Origin of the sequence: Paraburkholderia fungorum (assembly GCF_900099835.1) — a bacterium.
GTDB lineage: Bacteria > Pseudomonadota > Gammaproteobacteria > Burkholderiales > Burkholderiaceae > Paraburkholderia > Paraburkholderia fungorum_A.
On record NZ_FNKP01000001.1, the window covers coordinates 2,455,350 to 2,475,537 of the forward strand.

17 protein-coding genes are annotated in these 20,188 nt (G+C 62.5%); 10 read left to right on the forward strand and 7 right to left on the reverse strand.

The genetic code is table 11. From position 1 onward, the window contains the following. Nucleotides 1-160 precede the first annotated feature (160 nt). From tilS to cysS, 4 genes are all read right to left on the reverse strand, one after another. A complete protein-coding gene (gene tilS / locus BLS41_RS10760) occupies nt 161-1,630 on the reverse strand; it encodes a tRNA lysidine(34) synthetase TilS (protein ID WP_074764292.1) in 1,470 nt (489 codons plus the stop codon). Between the two features lie 48 nt (nt 1,631-1,678). Then, nucleotides 1,679-2,650 carry an acetyl-CoA carboxylase carboxyltransferase subunit alpha gene (locus BLS41_RS10765; protein ID WP_074764293.1) on the reverse strand — a complete coding sequence of 324 codons (972 nt, stop codon included), beginning with the start codon at nt 2,648-2,650 and terminating at the stop codon, nt 1,679-1,681. A gap of 125 nt (nt 2,651-2,775) precedes the next feature. Next, nucleotides 2,776-3,837, reverse strand: a complete 1,062-nt coding sequence (locus BLS41_RS10770; protein ID WP_074764294.1) for a DNA-3-methyladenine glycosylase family protein — start codon at nt 3,835-3,837, stop codon at nt 2,776-2,778. Between the two features lie 47 nt (nt 3,838-3,884). Then, nucleotides 3,885-5,282, reverse strand: coding sequence for a cysteine--tRNA ligase (gene cysS / locus BLS41_RS10775; RefSeq protein ID WP_074764295.1), 1,398 nt, complete (start codon nt 5,280-5,282; stop codon nt 3,885-3,887). A 247-nt stretch (nt 5,283-5,529) separates the two neighbouring features. Here cysS and BLS41_RS10780 point away from each other — a divergent pair, with 247 nt between their 5' ends. The 4 genes from BLS41_RS10780 to BLS41_RS10795 all read left to right on the forward strand — a co-directional run bounded on the left by BLS41_RS10780 (nt 5,530) and on the right by BLS41_RS10795 (nt 8,545). Beyond that, nucleotides 5,530-6,333 carry a tetratricopeptide repeat protein gene (locus BLS41_RS10780; protein ID WP_074764296.1) on the forward strand — a complete coding sequence of 268 codons (804 nt, stop codon included), beginning with the start codon at nt 5,530-5,532 and terminating at the stop codon, nt 6,331-6,333. A gap of 112 nt (nt 6,334-6,445) precedes the next feature. Then, nucleotides 6,446-7,027, forward strand: coding sequence for a peptidylprolyl isomerase (locus BLS41_RS10785; RefSeq protein ID WP_074764297.1), 582 nt, complete (start codon nt 6,446-6,448; stop codon nt 7,025-7,027). Nucleotides 7,028-7,205: 178 nt separating this feature from the next. Then, the gene (locus BLS41_RS10790) at nt 7,206-7,700 is read left to right on the forward strand and encodes a peptidylprolyl isomerase (RefSeq protein WP_074764298.1); all 495 of its coding nucleotides are present in this window, start codon (nt 7,206-7,208) and stop codon (nt 7,698-7,700) included. A gap of 47 nt (nt 7,701-7,747) precedes the next feature. After that, nucleotides 7,748-8,545 carry a UDP-2,3-diacylglucosamine diphosphatase gene (locus tag BLS41_RS10795; protein WP_074764299.1) on the forward strand — a complete coding sequence of 266 codons (798 nt, stop codon included), beginning with the start codon at nt 7,748-7,750 and terminating at the stop codon, nt 8,543-8,545. Nucleotides 8,546-8,811: 266 nt separating this feature from the next. Here the strand turns inward: BLS41_RS10795 and cysE are convergent, their stop codons facing one another. Then, nucleotides 8,812-9,660, reverse strand: a complete 849-nt coding sequence (cysE, locus tag BLS41_RS10800) for a serine O-acetyltransferase (RefSeq protein WP_074764300.1) — start codon at nt 9,658-9,660, stop codon at nt 8,812-8,814. 192 nt (nt 9,661-9,852) lie between these two features. Then, the gene (locus BLS41_RS10805) at nt 9,853-10,689 is read right to left on the reverse strand and encodes an RNA methyltransferase (protein ID WP_074764301.1); all 837 of its coding nucleotides are present in this window, start codon (nt 10,687-10,689) and stop codon (nt 9,853-9,855) included. A 484-nt stretch (nt 10,690-11,173) separates the two neighbouring features. Between BLS41_RS10805 and BLS41_RS10810 the strand changes: the two genes are divergently transcribed. From BLS41_RS10810 to BLS41_RS10830, 4 genes are all read left to right on the forward strand, one after another. Further along, entirely contained in the window at nt 11,174-11,977 is an 804-nt protein-coding gene (locus BLS41_RS10810; RefSeq protein WP_074764302.1) for an inositol monophosphatase family protein, read from the forward strand. Nucleotides 11,978-12,257: 280 nt separating this feature from the next. Beyond that, nucleotides 12,258-13,556 (forward strand): lysophospholipid transporter LplT, encoded by a 1,299-nt coding sequence (gene lplT, locus BLS41_RS10820; protein ID WP_074764306.1) that lies wholly within the window; start codon nt 12,258-12,260, stop codon nt 13,554-13,556. Nucleotides 13,557-13,703: 147 nt separating this feature from the next. Continuing rightward, nucleotides 13,704-16,385 carry a DNA mismatch repair protein MutS gene (mutS, locus tag BLS41_RS10825; protein WP_074764308.1) on the forward strand — a complete coding sequence of 894 codons (2,682 nt, stop codon included), beginning with the start codon at nt 13,704-13,706 and terminating at the stop codon, nt 16,383-16,385. Next, nucleotides 16,372-17,742 (forward strand): hypothetical protein, encoded by a 1,371-nt coding sequence (locus tag BLS41_RS10830; protein WP_074764310.1) that lies wholly within the window; start codon nt 16,372-16,374, stop codon nt 17,740-17,742. The genes mutS and BLS41_RS10830 overlap by 14 nt, the downstream gene beginning before the upstream one ends. Here BLS41_RS10830 and BLS41_RS10835 read toward each other — a convergent pair. After that, entirely contained in the window at nt 17,722-18,264 is a 543-nt protein-coding gene (locus BLS41_RS10835) for an FKBP-type peptidyl-prolyl cis-trans isomerase (RefSeq protein ID WP_074764312.1), read from the reverse strand. The two genes, BLS41_RS10830 and BLS41_RS10835, sit on opposite strands and share 21 nt — an antisense overlap. 32 nt (nt 18,265-18,296) lie before the next feature. On the opposite strand from BLS41_RS10835, the gene BLS41_RS10840 reads away from it, so the two are divergent. After that, complete coding sequence (locus tag BLS41_RS10840) at nt 18,297-19,538, forward strand: cupin domain-containing protein (protein ID WP_074764314.1); 1,242 nt, start codon at nt 18,297-18,299, stop codon at nt 19,536-19,538. Between the two features lie 244 nt (nt 19,539-19,782). Then, nucleotides 19,783-20,058: a hypothetical protein gene (locus BLS41_RS39550; RefSeq protein ID WP_074764316.1), complete on the forward strand. Its 276-nt coding sequence runs from the start codon at nt 19,783-19,785 to the stop codon at nt 20,056-20,058. The last annotated feature ends 130 nt before the right edge of the window (nt 20,059-20,188 follow it).

The window sequence follows — 20,188 nt, forward strand, 5'->3', positions numbered from 1 at the left end:
GGTCGGGCAAACAAGTTAACGTACCCGATCGGGCGCAAAAAGACAAGCCGAAAGGACCAAAGAAATGCGCGGAATCGCGGCTGGAAAGGCTTATTGCGTGCGGCTTTGCGCCCTTTTTACGGTCTTTGCGGCGACGCAGGCCGGATAGCCGAACGGCCGGTCAGGCGATCAGCAGATCCTCGCGCCACGAGATCCTGACGCGCGGTTCGCTCGAACTCGCCGATGCGGCCGCCGTTGCGCGATTCACGCCGAGCAAGGGCACGAACAGCAGTTCATCGCCGATAAAAAGCAACGGGACGTCGCGCTTCCACGCGGGAACGCCGCGCTCCTGGAACAGGTTCTTCAACGTACGGGCCGGTGCGTCGGGGGAAGCGGAGGTGCGCATCCGTTCGCCGCCGCTACGCGATCGCGCGCTTAGCAATGCGCGCTTCAGGACGCTGAGGGATACTGTATCGAGGTCAAGCGTGTCATCAGAAGCCGCATCACCCTCGCTGCCCGCAATCGCAGCCACCTCAGCAAACACGAACGTCCCGCGCCATTGCGGCAAGCGCCATACTGGTTCGCCCTGCCACGCAAGCTCGCTGATTTCACGCGAAGCGAGCGCGGTTTCGTCGGCGGGGTCGCTACTAGCTCCCGCTTCCCAATACACCAGGCCGCGATAACTACGAAGCGCCTGCCCCGCATGATTGATTCGCAGACGATGCCCGTCCCCGGTAGCCCCCACCTCGCGCAACTGACGCAACGCATCGGTCAGCCGCGCGCTCGACGCCGCGACCAGGCCAGCACCTCGCATCCAGTAACGCAGCAGATTCAGCGCGCGATCGTCGTCGAGTGCGAGCAGCGCCTCGTGCGCCAACGCTCGCCCTTCGTCTCGCGACACGGCTGCCATATCGATACGCGCCAGTTCGTCGAGCAAACGCTGCGCCGACGCCGCGTGCGCCGCCGTCCGCGCAAGTGCGTCGCGAAAACCCGGAAAGTGGACCGCCAAGGCCGGCGTCACCTCATGGCGCAACGCATTGCGCGCGTAGCGTGTATCAGCGTTCGAATCGTCGTCGATCCAGCTCAGGTTGCGCGCGCTCGCGTACTGCTCGAGTTGCGCACGCAACACCTGAAGCAACGGCCTGACGCGCGTCGTCGCCGAACCCGCCGGCACATATTCGGGCGCCATCGCCGCGAGCCCAGCGAGCCCGGCGCCACGAAGCAATTGCAGCAGCACGGTCTCCGCCTGGTCGTCCGCATGTTGCGCGAGCCACAGCGTGCGAATGCCGCGCGCCGCACTCATCGCGTCCAACGCGCGATAGCGCGCGTCACGCGCCGCCGCCTCGACGCTCACGCCCGCCGCGCGCGACACGTCGACGCGCACGGCGTCGAACTCGACCCCACGCTCCTGCGCAAAAGACCGGCAGTGCGCGAGCCACGCGTCGGCGTGAGGACTCAGCCCATGATGCACATGCAGCGCGACACAACGCGAGGCGTCCACCACTCGCACCACGGCATCGAGCAGCACGCTCGAATCGACGCCGCCGCTGAACGCCACGGCAATACGCTCATGCGCAGGAACAGCGGACAGCGCCAAGCCGAGCGCCTCGATAACGAGGCGCTCGGCTGGCGATTCTGCGGAAGTGGTCACGTCGCTAGCGCGTGGTGCGCCGATGGACGAAAGAGAACGCGCGCGGGCTTACGCACCCGGCGTCGTTTCCTTGAACTTGCCGTACGACATCAACCGGTCGAAGCGGCGTTGACGCAGGTCGTTGATGCTCATGCCCTGGAACTGACGCAGCGAATCGGCGAGTGCACGGCGCAGCATGGCGGCCATGCCCTTCGGATCGCGATGCGCGCCGCCAAGCGGCTCGTTGACGATCTTGTCGATCAGACCCAACGCCTTCAGACGATGCGCGGTCAGCCCGAGCGCTTCCGCTGCTTCAGGCGCTTTCGCGGCGCTCTTCCACAGAATCGACGCGCAGCCTTCCGGCGAAATCACCGAATAGGTCGAGAATTGCAGCATCAGCACGCTGTCGCCGACAGCGATGGCGAGCGCACCGCCCGAGCCGCCTTCACCGATGATCGTCGCGATCAGCGGCGTCTTCAGCTCGGCCATCACGTACAGATTGCGACCGATCGCTTCCGACTGACCGCGCTCTTCAGCACCGATGCCAGGATAAGCACCCGGCGTATCGATGAACGTGAAGATCGGCAGGCTGAATTTCTCGGCGAGACGCATGAGGCGCTCGGCCTTGCGATAGCCTTCCGGGCGCGGCATGCCGAAGTTGCGCAGCGCGCGCTCCTTCGTGTCGCGGCCCTTCTGATGGCCGATCACCATGCAAGCCTGGCCGTTAAAACGCGCGAGGCCGCCGACGATCGACAGGTCGTCCGCATAGTTGCGGTCGCCGTGCAGTTCGTGGAAATCGGTGAACAGCTCGCTCACGTAGTCGAACGTGTACGGGCGTTGCGGATGACGGGCGATTTGCGAAACCTGCCACGGGGAGAGGTTCGCGTACAGGTCTTTAGTGAGCTGTTGGCTCTTCTTGGACAGCCGCTCGATCTCTTCCGAAATATCGACGGCCGAATCGTCCTGCACGAAGCGCAATTCTTCGATCTTCGCTTCGAGTTCAGCGATCGGCTGTTCGAAATCCAGAAAGGTGGTCTTCATTGGTTGGAATCCTTGGACTTACCGGCAGCGCGTATTCTAACCGCGCTCGCCGATGTCAAAACCATTTCTCAACTATCGAATCGAGAAAATCGATAGTTTTTCAATGGAATCGCTTTCTTTTTCTTTCAGTAGTCGACCGGCAACGGATCAAGACTACGCCACATGTACCAGGTCGCGACAGTACGCCACGGCTCCCAGTTCGCGGCCACCTCACGCGCTTCGCTGCGCGTTACCGGCTCACCGCTGAAATAGTTGACGCTGATCGCACGGATCAGGCCGAGGTCGTCGAGCGGCAGAACGTCGGGGCGCGACAGATTGAAGATCAGGAACATCTCCGCGGTCCAGCGGCCAATGCCGCGAATCTGCGTGAGTTCGGCGATCACCGCCTCGTCTTCCATCGACGTCCATTTACCGACGTGCAACGCCCCCGACACGAAATGCTCGGCAAGGTCGAGCACGTACTCGGCCTTGCGTTTGGACAGGCCGCACGCGGTGAGCTTTTCCTGACCGAGCTTGATGAACTGCTGGGGCACGAGTTTCGGGCACGCGGCCTCGACCTTCGCCCACACGGCCTGCGCGGACGCGACCGAAATCTGCTGCCCGACCACCGAGCGCGCGAGCGTGACGAACGGATCGCCACGGCTCAGCAAATGCACGGGGCCGAATTTCGGAATCAGCTTCTTGAGGATGCGATCACGCTTGACGAGGTCGGCGCACGCTTTGTCCCAGTAGTCGGGACGCGTGACTTCGGGCGTCAGGCCGGCAATCTGCACCGGCACCGCGACTTCGCTCGAACTGGAGCCTTCGCCGCCCGCACCTGCCGACGCGCGCGTCTTGCGCACGACTTCGCCCTGCCCTTCGCGTGCCAGTTCCTGCACGTCGCCGGCCAGGTCGGCGGACAACGCACCATTACCATTGGCCTTCACACGCGACGCTTTGACGCGCTTCGCAACCGGAGCAGGCGCGTGCGCAGACGCGCCGTTGAGCGCGCGCTTCACGGTGGTCTTCGCGGGGGCCTTCTTCGCTGCGCCCGCTGCGGTCTTGGCCGCCACCCCGGCAGCTTTCGACGATGCTTTCTTCACCCCGCTGCTGCCAGTGCGAGCCGACGTTCGTGTCGACTTTGCTGCGGCAGCCGCGTTTGTTTGAGACGTGGCTCGTTTAGCCGGCGTCTTCGTGGCCGTTGCCATCCTGCCTCCTGCCTGGCGAGTCGATCAAAGGGAATTGCGAGGTGCGCTCACACGCGCCGCCACTCGGTCAACCCGCCGGGTTTGTCTTCAAGTGCAACGCCGGCCTCGAGCAATTCGGCCCGGATCCGGTCTGCTGCCGCATAGTCCTTCGCCTGCTTGGCCGCCACGCGCGCTGCGATCTTCGCTTCGATCGCGGCGGGCTCGAGCGCGCCTTGTGCTGCGCTGCCCGCGGCCTGCTGCAGATACGCACGCGGCTCGCGGCCGAGCAGTCCGAGCACCGCGCCCAGCGAGCGCAACTGACGGGCCAGCGCGGGGTCGCGCGTGCGGTTCACTTCTGTTGCCAACTCGAACAGCACCGACACTGCAACCGGCGTGTTGAAGTCGTCATTCATCGCTGCCTGGAAACGCTGCGCATGCGCTTCGTTCCAGTCGAGTTCCGCGGTGTCCGGCGTGACGTCTTTCAACGCCGTGTACAGACGCGCGAGTGCATTGCGGGCATCGTCGATATGCACGTCGCTGTAATTCAGCGGCGAGCGGTAATGCGCACGTGCGATGAAAAACCGCACGACCTCGGCATCGTACTGCGCCAATACTTCGCGGATCGTAAAGAAGTTGTTCAACGACTTCGACATCTTCTCATTGTCGATCTGCACGTAGCCGTTGTGCATCCAGTAATTGACGAAGGTTTGACCGGTAGCGGCTTCACTTTGCGCAATTTCGTTTTCGTGGTGCGGAAACTGCAGGTCCTGCCCGCCGCCATGAATGTCGAAATGTTCGCCGAGCAGCGAGCAGCCCATCGCCGAACATTCGATATGCCAGCCCGGACGGCCGCGACCGTACTTCGATTCCCAGCCGGTGTCAGCCGGTTCTTCGGGCTTGGCTTTTTTCCATAGCACGAAGTCGAGCGGATCCTGCTTCGCGTCGTTCGCCGCGACGCGTTCGCCCGCACGCAGATCTTCGAGCGACTTGCCCGACAGCTTGCCGTAGCCCGCGAACTTGCGGACCGCGTAGTTCACGTCGCCGTCGGTGGCCTGGTATGCATAGCCGTTCGATTCCAGCGTCTCGATCATGCCGAGCATCTGAGGAATGAAATCGGTGGCGCGCGGCTCGAGGTCGGGACGCTCGATACCGAGCGCGTCCGCGTCTTCATGCAGCGCGTCGATGAAGCGGTCGGTCAGCGACTTGATCGTCTCTCCGTTCTCGACGGCGCGACGAATGATCTTGTCGTCGATATCGGTGATGTTGCGCACGTAGGTCACGTCGTAGCCGAGCGTGCGCAACCAGCGCTGCACGATGTCGAACACGACCATCACCCGCGCATGACCGACGTGGCAATAGTCGTATACGGTCATGCCACAGACGTACATCCGCACAACACCCTCTTGCAGCGGCACGAAAGTTTGCTTGTCACGCGCGAGCGTGTTGTAGATGCGCAGTGATTCCATAGAGAACGGTGCGTGGGCCGAAAGAAATCCGCAATGTGTTTCATGCGCGCCGCCCCGCCGATCACAACAGGACAGCGGGTGCATTGCATGCAGCAGAACCGGTGCAGCTGGTGCGGCGCTCAGGCTGCGCTCAGTCTGCAATCAAGGCGGAGACGACCACGAGTGGCGAAAAGACAGTTTGCGGTTCGACGGAACGCGCAGACCTTTTGTTAGAATGGGTCGGAGTATAACATCCAGACCTGAGCCTATGAAACCTTCCAGCGGCCGCGCGCGCAGCGCTGCGACCCTCACCGCGACGGCCTTCGACGGTGTTGCCCACGGCATCACGCGCGGCGCTTCCTCCCGTGTTGCCCGCGCGCTCGCGTTGCGCGTCACCATGGCCGTCGCCCTTGCGGCACTGCCGGTTGCGGGCGCCTACGCACAGAAGGCCGCGGTCATGCCGCAGGGTCCGGCAACACGCGACAACACGCCGGACATCGACACTGCGATCACGCAGAAAAACTGGCAGTCGTCGCTCGCGCAGCTCGACGAGCGCATCGCGTCGAATCCGCGTGACGCCCAGGCTCGGTTCAAGCGCGGCACCGTGCTTGCCCACCTGAATCGCGACGACGAAGCGATTGCCGCCTTCGTCGAACTCACGCAGATGTACCCCGAATTGCCCGAGCCGTATAACAACCTCGCCGCGCTGTACGCGAAACAGGGTCACCTGGTCGAAGCACGCGCCGCGCTCGAAACGGCTATCAAGGTGAATCCGAACTACGGTCTCGCGTTCGAGAATCTCGGCGACGTGTATCTGCGGATGGCCGACCAGGCGTACCGTCGCGCGCAGAGCCTCGGCAAGGCGAGCGCCACGACCACGCAACGTATCGCGGACATCCAGAAGATCGTCTCGCCGTCCAAAGCGCCGGCGGCTCCGGCAAAGCAGGCTGTCGCGCCAACCGACAACTACACGGCTCGCGCCACGTCGAACATGACGCAGTCACCGAGCTTCCAGTTCGGCGGTGCGAACGGCTCGCTCGCCATGCCGCCTTACATGGCGCCGTCGAACTGAAGCACGCGGCGCGCTGTCATGACGTCCGGCGCGCACGCACGCTTGTTACGCTCGGTCCACGCACAGTCATCACGATTCCGGCACCCGGTTTTTTCCACCCCTGAGGATCTTCATGAAATGGTTGATGTTGGCGCTCGGCAGCGCCGCCCTGATCGCAAACGCACCCGCCTTTGCCCAGTCCGGTTCGCAAGCCACGCATCCGTCCGTCCTCCTCAAGACATCGGAAGGCGACATCCGCGTCGAGTTGTATCCTGAGAAAGCGCCGAAGACGGTCGCCAATTTCCTCGACTACGTGAAGTCCGGCCAGTACAGCGGCACGATTTTCCATCGCGTGATTCCCGGGTTCATGATTCAGGGCGGCGGCTACACGCAGAGCTTCGCCGAGAAGCCGACGCGCGCGCCGATTCCGCTTGAAAGCCGCAACGGTCTGAAGAACGCTGCTGGCACGCTCGCGATGGCGCGCACCAGCGATCCGAATTCGGCCACCGCGCAATTCTTCATCAACACGGTGGACAATACCGGTCTCGACTATCCGAATCCGGACGGCAACGGCTACGCGGTGTTCGGCAAGGTCACGAGCGGCATGGACGTCGTGAAGAAGATCGAAGGTACGCCCACCACGTCGCGCGGTCCGATGAGCGACGTGCCGCAAAAGTCGATCGTGATCGAGTCGGCCACGGTGGTCGGCAAGTAACCAGGCGAACGCAGATGCGCACGGCTCCCGAAGCGCAACCTGCTGCCTGAACATGCATTAAAGAAGCCGCGCGCCCCACCGCGCGCGAGCGCAAAATCCACGCCCCGGCGCGGCCCGCCGTCGCTTCATGACGACTCGCCGCGCTTTTTACCCACCCCGTTCATCAAAGGATTCCATCATGGTTGAACTGCACACAAACCACGGCGTCATCAAACTCGAACTGGACGCTGAGAAAGCGCCGAAGTCGGTTGAGAACTTCCTCAACTACGTGAAGGCCGGTCACTACGACAACACGGTGTTTCACCGCGTGATCGACGGCTTCATGATTCAGGGCGGCGGTTTCGAACCCGGCATGAAGCAGAAGCCGACGGCCGAGCCGATCACCAACGAAGCGAACAACGGCCTGAAGAACGTCAACGGCTCGGTTGCAATGGCTCGCACGAACGACCCGCACTCGGCTACGGCACAATTCTTCATCAACGTGAACGACAACGACTTCCTGAACCACTCGTCGCCGACGCCGCAGGGCTGGGGCTACGCCGTGTTCGGCAAAGTCGTCGAAGGTCTGGACATCGTCGAGAAGATCAAGAAGGTCAAGACGGGTTCGAAGGGCTTCCATCAGGACGTGCCGGCTGACGACGTCGTGATCGAAAAGGCTGTGATCGTCGACTAGGTTCGCGCTTCATGCCGACTGGCTTCAACTGATATCAGGCACCTTCAATGCTGCAAGAAACGCCGCTGCGAAGCGTCGCCGCGGGCGTGCCTGGCGAGGGCAAACGCCCGCACGCCGCACGCCCGTTTTTTTTCCTCTCCGACATTCATTTGAGCGAGGCGATTCCGCACACGGTCGCCGCGTTCGAACACTTCATTCGCGTCACCGCCGACCAGGCTGATTCGGTTTTCATTCTCGGCGACCTGTTCGAATACTGGGTCGGCGACGACATGCTCGTCGAGCCATTCGTCGCGCGCATGGCGGCGTTGCTGCACACGCTGACGGAGCGCGGCATTGCGCTTTACATCATGCACGGCAATCGCGACTTTCTGCTCGGCAAGCGCTTCACGAAAGCGGCCGGCGCGATCTGGCTGCCCGATCCGTTCGTGATCACCGCATTCGGCACGCGCATTGCGCTCGCGCACGGCGACGGCTTGTGTACCGCCGATCGCGGTTATCAGATTTTCCGGCGATTTGCCCGCATCCGTTTCGCGCAGATGCTGTTTCTGGCGTCGCCGTTCCGCTGGCGGCGCAAGCTCGCGGAGAACATGCGCTCGAAGAGCGAGCACGGCCGCATGCGGCCCGTTTCGATGAAATACGATGTGACGCCAAAGGCGGTCGCTGCACTGTTCAAGAAGTCGAAAGCGGCAACGATTATTCACGGGCACACACATCGGCCCGCGCGGCACCGCGAGCCGGGCGGCACGCGTTGGGTTCTGCCGGATTGGGATCTCGATCACGGCGAGCCGCGAGGCGGCTATCTGCGGATCGATGCCGAAGGGATTCGGGCCTTGCCGTTGGGGTAACGTACCCAGGACGGCGTGACGCTGCGGGCGTCACACCGACATTCGAGCCCAATAGCTGTGATTGAAGCAACTGGATTCAGAGCGACCAGTCCGGCGAAGCTACGTCGAAGCCGCAATGGCCGGGAATTCAGAGAAGCGATGAATCTCCAGACTGACGGGCTTCGATCTGATGCGAGCGACTTCGAAACTGCGGCGCCCCTCGATTCAAGCGTACCGCGTACGTCGATCGCCATTCACCGCCCGCCGACCGACACGCGCTTCAAACCTCAACGCTCCGCCGCCGCCCCTTCCACTTTCCCCGCAATCGCTGCCGACAAGCGTCGCAGATCGAGCAACGCGGCATCCGCGCCTTGCAGGCCTTCGAGGCTCGTGCCCAACCGCTCCAGCGCACCGACGATTTCATCGATGCGCTTTGATTGCGTGGCCGCATGATCGATCAAACCGTGAATAGCCAGCGACACCGGGTCATCGGCATTCGGCGTGATGCCGTACGCGCAGAACGCGCTGCTTTCCGTCGAACATTTCGTGTCGCGCGTGGTGCCGCCCGAGCCGACGTTGGCGCCAGCCGGAACCGTCGCCGTCGAAGCCACGGCCGACGCTGCCGGCACGATGATCCGAGCCGGATTGCCGACCGCCGTGCCCCGCGCGGGCACCGGCTTGGTCACCACGGCATTCGAGCCGATCTTCGCTTCCATGCCGATCGTGAAGCCGCCGAGCACCTTCGCGCCCGCACCGACGATCACCCCGCGCTCGAGCGTCGGGTGCCGCTTTGCGCCGCGCGTGAGCGACGTGCCGCCGAGCGTCACGCCCTGGTAGATCGTGCAGTCGTCGCCGATCTGCGCGGTTTCGCCGATCACCACACCCATGCCGTGGTCGATGAACACGCGCCGCCCGACCGTCGCGCCCGGATGGATTTCGATGCCGGTAAGAAACCGCGCCATCTGCGAAACGAAGCGCGCGAGCCAGCGTCGCTTTGCCTGCCAGCACGCGTGCGCGAGCCGGTGCAGCACAAGCGAGTGCAAACCGGGATAACACGTGATGACTTCCCATGCGCTGCGGGCGGCGGGGTCGCGCTCGCGGATGGTGGCGATATCTTCGCGAAGTCTCGTGAACATGGCAGGGTCTGGACTGTGTCGTGGGAAAAAGCCGCCCGCGTTTCAGGCCGCAAGGGCCACGCGTGACGGCATCGCTGCCGCATAGCACGGCGGCAGCTTTGCTTAGAACGTTTCGAGGATTGTAGGGCGATTGCGCGAAAACTGCCGGAAGTCCACGCTGCCCGCAAGGTCGTCAGAGGAATGCGCGCGGATTCAGGACGCGTCGCTACCCGGATGCTTCGCCTTCAGCAAAATGTGCTTGGCGATGCCGCGTACGATGTTCACTTCCTCGCGCTCCAGGCCCGAACGGGCAAAGAGCCGTCGCAGGCGCGACATCAGCTTTTTCGGATTGGCGGGGTCGAGAAACTCCAATGCGACCAGCGCGCTTTCGAGGTGCGCGAACATGCTCTCGATTTCGTCGCTCGCCGCACGCGGACCGGCCGGCTCGCTCAGCCCTGCTCCAGCGGAAGCGGCGAGCGCTGCGGCACCGGCCTGGTCGTCCGCCGACAGATACCGCGTGCGTAACTCGTAAGCCAGCACCTGCACGGCCTGCGCGAGATTCAGCGAGCTATAAGCGGGATTCGCCGGAATATGCGCGAGCGCACTGCACCGTTCGACGTCCTCATTCGACAAACCCGTGCGCTCGTTGCCGAACACCAGTGCAATTTCGCCATGCACCGCCTGATCGTGCGCGACATTAGCGGCGGCACGCGGCGTCCATTGTGGCGGCCCGTATTCACGCAGACGCGCGGTCAGCGCGATCGACCAGTGCACGCCGGTCAACGCGTCGGCAAGCGTCGGGACAACGTGCGCGGAAGCCAGCACGTCGTCTGCGCCGGAGGCCATCGCAATCGCTTCCGGGTCGCTCTGCACATGTGGCACGCGCGGCGACACCAGCACGAGCCGCGAAAAACCCATGGTTTTCAGCGCGCGCGCCGCCGCGCCGACATTACCGGGATGGCTCGGCTCGACGAGCACGAAGCGGGTCGACGTGAAGCCGCCGCGCACGTCGGCCACGGCCGGATCGGAGGAATTGTGGGGGTGGTCCACGATGAAAATCCTGCAAGCTAAAGACGCGTATGGTAGCGCCAACCCTCGACGGGTTCAGAATTTTGAGTAAGGCCGAGGCGCCGGGACCGGACATGAAAGCGCTGAATACGCTGAAGGCGTGCGCACGGCGTAAAGTTTCGTCTCGAGGTCCAGGGCTTGCGAACCGTCGCCTGCCCGCCCTCCGATGCGCGTCCCATGGCGCAAAAGCCTAACCCGCCGCACGAACGCTGCCAGGCCGCCCGGACTCAGGTAAAATACCGATATTCGCGACCGGTTTTTCTTCCAGGCCAAGCCGGGCGCCTCGTTCTTATTCAATTCGTCTCCGTCGGCGGAATGCGCACTGGTTTATTGCCAGGCGGGCGTTCCGTGCTGTTTCCGCGCCTCTTCGGGGCGCCAGTTAGCGCAGGTGTAGCGCGCTCGTTTGCGCCTCGTTTGCACATTTACCGGCCAGCAGCCGTGCTGCCCCGGCACAAGGATCCGTCTCATGCATCCCATGCTCAATATCGCTGTGAAGGCCGCGCGCCGCGCAGCACAGATCATCAACCGCGCGTCGCTCGACCTCGATCTGATCCAGGTCAGCAAAAAACAGCACAACGATTTCGTCACGGAGGTCGACAAAGCGTCTGAAGCGGCGATCATCGACACGCTGAAGACCGCCTACCCCGATCACGCGATCCTCGCCGAAGAATCCGGCAAGTCGGACAACGAGTCCGAATACCAGTGGATCATCGATCCGCTCGACGGCACCACCAATTTCATTCACGGCTTCCCGTACTACTGCGTGTCGATCGCGCTCGCCCACAAGGGCATCGTGACGCAAGCCGTGGTCTACGATCCGACCCGCAACGACCTGTTCACCGCTTCGCGCGGCCGCGGTGCGTTCCTGAACGATCGCCGTATCCGCGTGGCCAAGCGTGACCGCCTGGCAGACGGCCTGATCGGCACGGGCTTCCCGTTCCGCGAAAAAGACGGTCTCGAAGCGTACGGACGCCTGTTCGCCGAAATGACCGAAGCCTGCGCGGGCCTGCGCCGTCCGGGCGCGGCTGCGCTCGATCTGGCGAACGTCGCCGCCGGCCGCATGGACGGCTTCTTCGAACAGGGTCTGAATCCGTGGGACGTCGCTGCGGGCAGCCTGCTGATCACCGAGGCCGGTGGCCTGGTGGGTAATTACACGGGCGACTCGGACTTCCTGCACGTCGGCGAAATCGTCGCGGGCAACCCGAAGATCTACGCACAGATGATTCCGGTTCTGTCGCGCTACAGCCGCACCCGTCAGCAGGCCGACTAAGCCCGACGGAGCCTGCCTCGGCCGGATGCCGTCTCGCGTTGCTTCGGCATCGAGTTCGGCGAGCGGCTTTCCTCGCGGCAAATAAAATGCAAAAAAAAGCGGCTTCGGCCGCTTTTTCGTTGGCGGCCCTGCATCTCACGGGCGTTCGTGCTACAAAGCAAAATGCCGCGCCGGTGGCGTTGCGACATCTTGCAACGCGTCGCTTCACCGGCTGCGTTTCGCGCGTTTTTTCTGCGCCCTGCTTGCCGCCGGATCTGGCGCGCAGCTTCCAATCCGCTTCATGAAAAAAGGCTTCTACACAATCATTGCGGCGCAGTTCATTTCGTCGCTCGCGGACAATGCACTGCTGATCGCCGCCATCGCGTTGCTCTCGGTGATTCGCTCCGCCGCCTGGGTCACGCCGCTGTTGCAGATTTTCTTCACCGTCTCCTACGTGCTGCTTGCGCCGTTCGTCGGCGCGTTTGCCGACTCGATGCAAAAGCGCCACGTGATGTTCATCTCCAACGCGTTGAAGGCAAGCGGCTGCCTGATGATGATCGCGGGCGTTCATCCGATGATTGCCTACGGCGTGGTCGGTTTCGGCGCGGCGGCGTATTCGCCGGCCAAGTACGGCATCTTGACCGAACTGCTGCCCGCCGACAAACTCGTCAAGGCGAACGCGTGGCTCGAATCGGCAACGGTTCTGTCGACGATTGTCGGCACGATGGTCGGCGGTGCGCTGATCAGCACGCTGGCCGACCGCTTCGTCGCGCACGCTCATTTGCCGCTGATCCGCTCCGCCGCCGATCTCGCGATGTTCGCCGTGATGATCACGTACGCGATTGCCGCCGCGATCAACATCTTCATTCCCGACACCGGCGCGCGGTATGAAAGCCGGCTGAACGAACCGAAAAAACTGATCGGCGACTTTTATCACTGCTTTAACGTGCTGTGGGCCGACAAACTCGCGCAGATCGCGTTGTGGGTCACGACGCTGCTGTGGGGCGGCGCAGTCACACTGCAACTGCTGGTGCTGAAATGGGCGAATGTGAATCTCGGGCTATCGCTGTCTAAAGCGGCGGTCATGCAAGGCGTCACCGGGCTGGGCATTGCCGTGGGCGCGTCGGCGGCGGCTGCGCTGATTCCGTTGCGCAAATCGCTGCGCGTGCTGCCGGTCGGCATTCTGATGGGCCTGGTGGCGATCGCGGTGGCCTTCTACAACAAGGACCTGTTCCCTGCGGGCGCGGGCATTCGAATTGGCTCGTTCGTCGCACCGCTCTACATCCTGCTCGCCTATCCGCTAATGATCCTGCTCGGCGCGTTATCGGGCTTTTTCATCGTGCCGATGAACGCCATTCTTCAGCATCGCGGCGCGACGCTACTGTCGGCGGGACACTCGATCGCCGTGCAGAATTTCAACCAGAATCTGGCCGTGCTGCTGATGCTTGGTGTGTACGCGCTGCTGCTCACCGCAAAAATGCCTGCGCAATGGATCATTGTGGTGTTCGGCAGTTTCATTACGTTCATGATGTGGCTCGCAAAACGGCGTAGCGCAGTGAACGAGCGTACGGTGGATATGCGGGCGATGGTGGAGGAGTAATCCTCCAGACGGCCCGCATTGGCTTCGATTACCCGAACGCGGGCGGATGCGACCTGCTGCAAGGATTGGCCATCCGGCCAGGGTCCGTTCGACACGCTGGCGGGTTAAACTCACGCCCTGAACAGCTTACGCAAGAGAACACCAAGGATGGGCATTCAAACCGCAGCGGCCAACGACGTCGCACAACATACTCCCATGATGCAGCAGTACCTGCGCATTAAAGCGGAGCATCCCGGCACGCTGGTGTTCTACCGGATGGGCGACTTCTACGAACTCTTTTTCGACGATGCGGAAAAAGCCGCGCGTCTGCTCGACCTGACGCTTACGCAGCGTGGCGCGTCGGGCGGCAATCCGATCAAGATGGCGGGCGTACCGCATCACGCGGCGGAACAGTATCTGGCGAAGCTGGTGAAGCTCGGCGAATCCGTCGCGATTTGCGAACAGATCGGCGACCCGGCTACATCGAAGGGACCGGTCGAGCGCAAAGTGGTCCGCGTGGTCACGCCGGGCACGCTGACCGACGCCGCGCTGCTGTCCGATAAAAACGATGTGTACCTGCTGTCGCTGTGCGTGGCGCACAACCGCCGCGGCGTAGCGACGAGCGTCGGCCTCGCGTGGCTGAATCTGGCGAGCGGCGCGCTGCGCCTTGCCGAAGTCGCACCCGACCAGGTCGCCGCCGCCCTCGAACGAATTCGCCCCGCTGAAATTCTGGTTGCCGATACGCTCGCCGAATCGGCCGGCTGGACACCGCCCGTCAATGCAGGCGCGCTCACCCGTGTTCCGAGCTGGCATTTCGATATCGCGTCGGGCACCCAGCGTCTTTGCGACCAGCTCGAAGTGGCCGGTCTCGACGGTTTCGGCGCGCATTCGCTGACCTGCGCGTGCGGCGCTGCCGGCGCATTGCTGCTGTATGCAGCGGCGACCCAAGGCCAGCAACTGCGCCATGTGCGCAGCCTGAAGGTCGAGTACGAGTCCGAATATATCGGCCTCGACCCCGCTACGCGCCGCAATCTCGAACTGACGGAAACGCTGCGCGGCACCGAGTCGCCTACGCTGTGTTCGTTGCTCGACACCTGCTGCACGACGATGGGCAGCCGCTTGCTGCGCCACTGGCTGCATCATCCGCCGCGTGAATCTGCGGTCGCGCAGGCGCGTCAGCAGGCTATCGGCGCGCTGCTCGACGCGCCGCCGGCTGCGAGCGTCGACGCATTGCGTGGCTCGTTGCGGCAGATTTCAGACATCGAACGGATTACAGGGCGCCTCGCGCTGTTGTCGGCACGTCCGCGCGATCTGTCCAGCCTGCGCGACACGTTCATCGCGCTGCCCGAACTGCGCGCGCAGATCGCCGCTGTGTCGTCGAATGCGGATTCGCTCGCGCGCATCGATGCGTCAATGGAACCGCCTCAAGCCTGCGTCGAATTGCTTACCCGTGCTATCGCTCAGGAACCCGCCGCGATGGTGCGCGATGGCGGCGTGATCGCGCGAGGCTACGATGCGGACCTCGACGAACTGCGCGATATTTCGGAGAACTGCGGGCAGTTCCTGATCGATCTCGAAACACGCGAACGTGCGCGCACTGGCATTAACAACCTGCGCGTCGAGTACAACAAGGTGCACGGCTTCTATATCGAAGTCACGCGTGGCCAGACCGACAAGGTGCCCGACGATTACCGCCGCCGTCAGACGCTGAAGAACGCCGAGCGCTACATCACGCCGGAACTGAAAACGTTCGAAGACAAGGCGCTGTCTGCACAGGAACGTGCGCTCGCCCGCGAACGCGCGCTTTACGACACGTTGCTGCAGGCGCTGCTACCGTTTATTCCAGATTGCCAGCGGGTCGCGTCCGCACTGGCCGAACTCGATCTGCTGGCCGCTTTCGCCGAACGCGCCCGCGCGCTCGACTGGGTCGCGCCGACGTTCTCGCCCGACACCGGCATCGAGATCGAACAGGGTCGGCACCCGGTCGTCGAGGCGCAGGTCGAGCAGTTCATCGCCAACGACTGCACACTCACGCCCGAACGCAAATTGCTGTTGATCACCGGCCCGAACATGGGCGGTAAATCAACTTTCATGCGGCAAACCGCGCTGATCGCCCTGCTCGCCTACGTGGGCAGCTATGTGCCGGCACGGCGCGCGACGTTCGGACCGATCGACCGCATCTTCACGCGAATCGGTGCAGCGGACGATCTGGCCGGCGGCCGCTCGACCTTCATGGTCGAGATGACCGAAGCCGCTGCGATCCTGAACGACGCGACACCGCAAAGTCTCGTGCTGATGGATGAAATCGGCCGTGGCACCTCGACCTTCGACGGCCTTGCGCTGGCTTGGGCGATCGCGCGTCATCTGCTCGCGCACAACGGCTGTCATACGCTGTTTGCCACGCATTACTTCGAATTGACGCAGTTGCCCGCGGAATTTCCGCAGGCGGCCAACGTGCACCTGTCGGCGGTCGAACACGGCCATGGCATTGTGTTCCTGCACGCGGTCAACGAGGGTCCGGCCAATCAGAGCTACGGTTTGCAGGTCGCGCAACTCGCGGGCGTGCCAAATGCGGTGATTCGCGCGGCGCGCAAGCATCTCGCACACCTGGAACAGCAATCCGCCGCGCAACCCGCGCCGCAGCTCGACCTGTTTGCTTCGCCTCCACCGATGCTGGCCGAAGACGCAGACGACGAGCGCGATGCTCAGGCGCAGGTATCGTCGCCGTCCGTGCAGGAACTCGTCGAGCGTTTGCGCGGCATCGATCCGAACGATCTGCGTCCGCGCGAAGCACTCGACCTGCTGTACGAACTGCACGAACTGGCCGCCGCGCCGGATGCGGATCATTGACGCATACAAGCCCCCGCAGCGTCCGCGCCCCTTTCGCGCGGCGCTGAGCCTTGCATTCACACGTGGTCTGATAGCGGTTCTGGCGGCGTCGGCGGCCCTCAGCACCAGCGAGGCTTACGCCGACACGCCGCGTTTTTCATTCGCAGTGATCGGCGACACGATGCGCGGCCCCGCCGACGAGCCCGCAGCGCAACGGCTAATCGATGCGATCGGCCGCGAACGCGACATCTCGTTCATCGTCTATAACGGCAACCTGAAGGGTGCGAAAGAGGCGTGTCGGGACGGGCTGTATGAACGACGCCATGCAGTGCTCGAAGCTTCGCGGCCGGCTTTATTCTTTATTCCCGGCCAGCATGACTGGATCGATTGCAGCACCACCGAGGCAGGCAGCTTCGATCCGGTCGAACGGCTCGACCAATTGCGTCAAACCATATTCGCCGATGCTACGTCGATGGGTCAGAACCCGATTGCGCTGACGCGGGAGAGCGAAGTCTCACGGTTTCGGCCGTATCGGGAAAACGTTCGATGGATGGTCGGCGATACGGTATTTGTCGGCCTGAACGCGCCGAGTCCGAACAATCACTATCTGATTGCCGGGGGCCGCAACGGGGAATTCGAAGACCGCGTGATTGCCAATGCATTCTGGCTGGAGCATGCCGGCGAATATGCGAAACGTCGCGACGCGCGCGCGATAGTCATCATCATTCAGGGCGATCCCGATCCAGAACGTTACGAGCGGCCCGACCGTTTTGCGTGGCTGCGCTTCGCGCACAGCACACGCCGCGACGGTTTTCTGGAGTTCAAACGCAGCCTCGTCAAACTCGCGGAGATTTTTCGCGGGCCCGTGCTGGTCATTCATCACGACGACGAACGCGCGAACGGCGGCTTCGTGATCGATCAGCCGCTACGCAATGACAAGGGGATGCTGGTGACGAATCTCACGCGGGTCGCATTAGCGCCGCATGACCGTCTTAACCAGTGGGTACAGTTCGATGTGAATCCCGGCAGGAAACCGCCGTTCCGCGTGAGCCTGCGCGATGTGCCGAAGCAAATGCCGATGCCCGCCATGCAAACCGTGGTGCCGCGCGACGAACCGTCAGCTTCGATGCCAGCGGTGCCGGCGTTAGGGCCGGCCTCGGAATTGCCGCCGCTGTTGCCAATTCCCGGCGAGTCACAGTCAGCCTCGCAGCCAGGTACGCAGCTCAATCAGCAACCGCACATACCCGCCGACCAGGGCGGTGGTGAATACGGGCCGGCCACTTCGATACCGCCCGCATCGGCAGTACAGCCGCATATGCCGGGCGCCGCCTCAGGCGCGCCCGGCACTCCGGCAAGTTCAGTGCAGGGTGGGTCCTGACTTGCTGTCGTCTTCCTCGTCATCGTCCTCATCGAGAACTTCGAGGCCGTCGGCACCGTGCGCATGTTCGTGCTGGATTTCGTCTTCGGTAGCAGGACGCACGTCTTTCACCGTCAGCGCAAAACGCAAGGCCATACCCGCGAGCGGGTGATTGCCGTCGAGCACCACCTTATCTTCCGCTACGTCGGTCACGACGTAGACGAGCGAGTCGAGATCCTCGTCGCCCTCTTCCGGCGTACCCTCGAATTGCATGCCGACTTCGAGCGGTTCCGGGAAACGATCGCGCGGCTCGATCTTCACGAGATCGGGGTCGTACTCGCCGAACGCATCTTGCGGCTCGAGCTGAATCGATGTCTCGAAGCCGGCCTCGTGGCCGTCGAGCTCTTCCTCGATCTTGGGGAACGTGCCATCATAGCCGCCGTGCAGATAGACCATCGGCTCGTCGCTTTCTTCAATCAGATTGCCCTGCGCATCCGATAGCTTATAAGCGACCGACACGACGGTGTTCTTTGCGATTTTCATTCGATTCTCCAGAATACAACTCACATTATACGATGCCCAAACGGCCAACTGACCACCCGGCCGACGCAGCTTCGGCACGGAATTCGTCGCCGGCTTCCACGCCGGTTCTTCCGCCCTCGCCCGATACCCCGATCGCGTTGCTCGGCAATCTGTCGCCGTCGCAATTCATGCGCCGCTACTGGCAAAAGAAGCCATTGCTGATTCGCCAGGCCATTCCGAACATCGAAGCGCCGTTGTCGCGCGACGAATTTTTCGAGCTGGCCGATCAGGACGAAGTCGAAGCGCGTCTGATCACGCATTTCCGCAACAAGTGGCAACTCGAACACGGCCCGTTCGCGCCCGACGAACTGCCGTCGGTCAGGCAGCGCGCATGGACGCTGCTCGTGCAGGGCGTCGATCTTCACGACGACCGCGCACGCGCGTTGCTCGACCGCTTCCGCTTCGTGCCGGACGCGCGTCTCGACGACCTGATGATCTCGTATGCAAGTGACGGTGGCGGCGTTGGCCCCCACTTCGATTCCTACGATGTGTTTCTTTTGCAAGTAAAAGGCAAGCGCCGCTGGCGTATCAGCGCGCAGAAAGATCTGACACTGCAGCCCGGTTTGCCTTTGAAAGTTTTACAGAACTTCCAGTCCGAAGAGGAATGGGTGCTCGAACCAGGCGACATGCTTTACCTGCCGCCGCACATCGCCCACGACGGGATTGCCGAAGGCGAGTGCATGACGTGCTCCATCGGTTTTCGCGCGCCCTCCACCGATGAGCTGACCGCACAGTTTCTCTACCATCTGGCCGAGCGCGGCGAGTCGACGGGCCGCACCGGCAGCCTTTATCGCGACCCGCGCCAACCGGCTGTGGACCGTCCGGCGGAGTTGCCCACGGCGCTCGTCGAGCGAGTGGGTGCGATCCTTGCTCAGATCAAATGGAAAGAGCAGGATATTGCGTCGTTCCTTGGCACGTATCTCAGCGAACCGAAGCCGAGTGTCGTCTTTGATCCGCCGCAAAAGCCGCTCAATGAAGCGCGTTTTATCGATCAGGCATCGAAGTCCGGTGTCCGGCTGCACCGCAAGACCAATCTGTTGTACAACCGCCGTTTTTTCTTCCTAAATGGAGAAGAAACGCCATTTGATGGCGCAAAAAAGTGGCTGACTGACCTCGCGAATCACAGGTCCATGAGTGGGAAACGCTTTGTAACACTATCACACGATTCGTCGGTGACAGCACTGCTGCACGAGTGGTATTGTGCGGGCTGGATAGAAGTGGGCGAGTCTGCGTGACTGTTTGCGTAACTCTGCCTACCTGCTATACCGTACAGTGAAATTTTGTATGAGAAAGACAACGTATTGACCCCGGATTTATCGACTGTCAGTACGAAAGTGCATATAATTTCCGCCCAAGCCGTAGGGAAGATTCCAGCTCGTCATAAGAGCGTCTCCACCAGCGGCCCAGGTCGGTGTTGGAGCACATTACCGGTTTTATTTTGCGCTGTTGCTTACCTTTAAACCATAAAAGGACGTGATCATGAAGAAATCCCTCCTCGTAGCATCCCTGTTGGCAGCTGTGGCACTGGCTGCATGCAACAAGAGCAACGATCAAGCCGCTGCACCGGCTAGCGACGCAGCTGCCGCTTCGGCACCTGCTGCTGCAGCTTCGGATTCGGCTACGGCTGCTTCGGGTGCTGCTGCTGCTGCGAGCGATGCTGCTGCTTCGGCTACGGCTGCTGCTTCGGACGCAGGCGCTGCTGCTTCGGACGCTGCTGCTTCGGCTGCAGCTCCGGCTTCGGGCGCAAGCCAGTAAGCTGTCGCATAGGGTTCGCCTCTGGGCGAAAACTGCATCGGGAAATCATTGCGATTTCCCGGGCAGTAAAGCAAAACGCCACGAATTCACATTCGTGGCGTTTTGTCATTTACGCGCCCTTTTTTACAAC